A 3,154-nucleotide genomic window follows, 5' to 3' on the forward strand; every position below is an offset into this window, starting at 1 on the left:
GATAAGGCTATGGATGAGCAACTTAAGATTTTAGATACTATTAAAACTAAAGCTACTCAAGCAGCTCAAGATGGTCAAAGTTTAAAAACAAGAACCATGCTTCAAGCAGATATAAACCGCTTAATGGAAGAATTGGATAATATCGCAAATACAACTTCATTTAACGGTAAACAACTTTTAAGTGGAAATTTTACCAATCAAGAATTTCAAATCGGTTCAAGTTCAAATCAAACTATAAAAGCTAGCATTGGGCCAACCCAGTCTTCAAAAATCGGTGTTACAAGATTTGAAACAGGTTCGCAAAGCTTTACTTCAGGCGTAGTAGGACTTACTATAAAAAACTATAATGGTTTAGAAGATTTTAAATTTGATAGTGTGGTGATTTCAACCTCTGTTGGAACAGGACTTGGAGCTTTAGCTGAAGAGATCAATAAAAGTGCCGATAAAACAGGAGTTAGAGCAACTTATGATGTAAAAACTACAGGAGCTTATGCTATAAAAGCAGGAACGACTTCTCAAGACTTTGCTATTAATGGGGTTATAATTGGTCAAATTTCTTATAAAGACGGAGATAATAATGGTCAGTTAATCTCAGCTATCAATGCGGTTAAAGATACTACTGGAGTTCAAGCCTCTAAGGATGAAAATGGCAAGCTTGTTCTTACTTCGGCTGATGGTAGAGGCATTAAAATCACTGGAGATATAGGAGTTGGTGCTGGAATTTTAGGAACACAAAAAGAAAATTACGGAAGATTATCTTTAGTAAAAAATGATGGTAGAGATATTAACATAAGCGGAACCAATCTTAGTGCCATAGGTATGGGAGCAACTGATCTTATTTCTCAGTCATCTGTATCTTTAAGAGAGTCTAAAGGTCAAATTGATGCAAATGTTGCTGATGCTATGGGCTTTAACTCTTATGCTGGAGGTGGAAAGCAAATTATTGTTGGTTATAGCTCTGTATCTGCTTATATGGATTCTAATGGCTTTTCTCAAGGTTCAGGATTTTCTGTAGGTAGTGGAAAAAATATGTCTGCTGTGTTGACAGATTCTTTGGTTCTTCTTTCTGCAATGTCTGCGGCCACAGCTAGCACAGTTTATACTGTTTCTAAAGGTTCAGGTTTTTCAGATGGTTCAGGAAATTCTCAATTTGCTACTTTAAAAACTTCAGCAGGAAATTTAGCTGGAACAGTAGATAAGAGTGCTGGTGTAACTACTCTTAAAGGTGCTATGGCTGTAATGGATATAGCTGAAACTGCTATAACAAATCTTGATCAAATCAGAGCTGACATTGGTTCGGTGCAAAATCAAGTTACATCAACTATAAACAACATCACTGTAACCCAGGTTAATGTTAAATCAGCAGAATCTCAAATCAGAGATGTAGACTTTGCAAGTGAGAGTGCAAACTACTCTAAAGCAAACATCTTAGCTCAAAGTGGATCTTATGCTATGGCTCAGGCAAATTCTAGTCAGCAAAATGTTTTAAGATTGCTTCAGTAGTTAAGCTCTTTAAAGGTACTGCGATATATACAAATCCAAGCCTAGTTTAAATACTAGGCTTTTTTTATTTTAAACTCTCAAGATTTTTAATTAAACTAAAACTTGGAACACTTCTTGCTTTAATCTTTTCGATGCAATATTTTGAAAGGATTTAAAATGGGTTTTAGGATAAACACCAACATCGGTGCGTTAAATGCGCATGCAAATTCAGTTGTTAATGCTAACGAGCTTGATAAGTCTTTAAGCAGACTTAGTTCTGGTCTTAGGATTAACTCCGCAGCAGATGATGCTTCAGGGATGGCGATAGCAGATTCTTTGCGTTCTCAAGCAGCCACTTTAGGTCAAGCTATAAACAATGGTAATGATGCTATAGGTATCTTACAAACTGCTGATAAGGCTATGGATGAGCAACTTAAGATTTTAGATACTATTAAAACTAAAGCTACTCAAGCAGCTCAAGATGGTCAAAGTTTAAAAACAAGAACCATGCTTCAAGCAGATATAAACCGCTTAATGGAAGAATTGGATAATATCGCAAATACAACTTCATTTAACGGTAAACAACTTTTAAGTGGAAATTTTACCAATCAAGAATTTCAAATCGGTTCAAGTTCAAATCAAACTATAAAAGCTAGCATTGGGCCAACCCAGTCTTCAAAAATCGGTGTTACAAGATTTGAAACAGGTTCGCAAAGCTTTACTTCAGGCGTAGTAGGACTTACTATAAAAAACTATAATGGTTTAGAAGATTTTAAATTTGATAGTGTGGTGATTTCAACCTCTGTTGGAACAGGACTTGGAGCTTTAGCTGAAGAGATCAATAAAAGTGCCGATAAAACAGGAGTTAGAGCAACTTATGATGTAAAAACTACAGGAGCTTATGCTATAAAAGCAGGAACGACTTCTCAAGACTTTGCTATTAATGGGGTTATAATTGGTCAAATTTCTTATAAAGACGGAGATAATAATGGTCAGTTAATCTCAGCTATCAATGCGGTTAAAGATACTACTGGAGTTCAAGCCTCTAAGGATGAAAATGGCAAGCTTGTTCTTACTTCGGCTGATGGTAGAGGCATTAAAATCACTGGAGATATAGGAGTTGGTGCTGGAATTTTAGGAACACAAAAAGAAAATTACGGAAGATTATCTTTAGTAAAAAATGATGGTAGAGATATTAACATAAGCGGAACCAATCTTAGTGCCATAGGTATGGGAGCAACTGATCTTATTTCTCAGTCATCTGTATCTTTAAGAGAGTCTAAAGGTCAAATTGATGCAAATGTTGCTGATGCTATGGGCTTTAACTCTTATGCTGGAGGTGGAAAGCAAATTATTGTTGGTTATAGCTCTGTATCTGCTTATATGGATTCTAATGGCTTTTCTCAAGGTTCAGGATTTTCTGTAGGTAGTGGAAAAAATATGTCTGCTGTGTTGACAGATTCTTTGGTTCTTCTTTCTGCAATGTCTGCGGCCACAGCTAGCACAGTTTATACTGTTTCTAAAGGTTCAGGTTTTTCAGATGGTTCAGGAAATTCTCAATTTGCTACTTTAAAAACTTCAGCAGGAAATTTAGCTGGAACAGTAGATAAGAGTGCTGGTGTAACTACTCTTAAAGGTGCTATGGCTGTAATGGATATAGCTGAAACTGCTA

Annotated in this window: 2 protein-coding genes; both read left to right on the forward strand. The window is 35.9% G+C overall.

The window, feature by feature from the left end; all coding sequences use genetic code 11:
* The coding region (locus tag AJN69_RS06210) for a flagellin (protein WP_070290219.1) at positions 1-1,503 on the forward strand (1,503 nt) is incomplete at its 5' end.
* Between the two features lie 156 nt (positions 1,504-1,659).
* The coding region (locus tag AJN69_RS06215; RefSeq protein WP_070290222.1) for a flagellin at positions 1,660-3,154 on the forward strand (1,495 nt) is incomplete at its 3' end.

The organism is Campylobacter sp. BCW_4338 (assembly GCF_001763255.1).
GTDB classification, from domain to species: Bacteria; Campylobacterota; Campylobacteria; order Campylobacterales; family Campylobacteraceae; genus Campylobacter_D; species Campylobacter_D jejuni.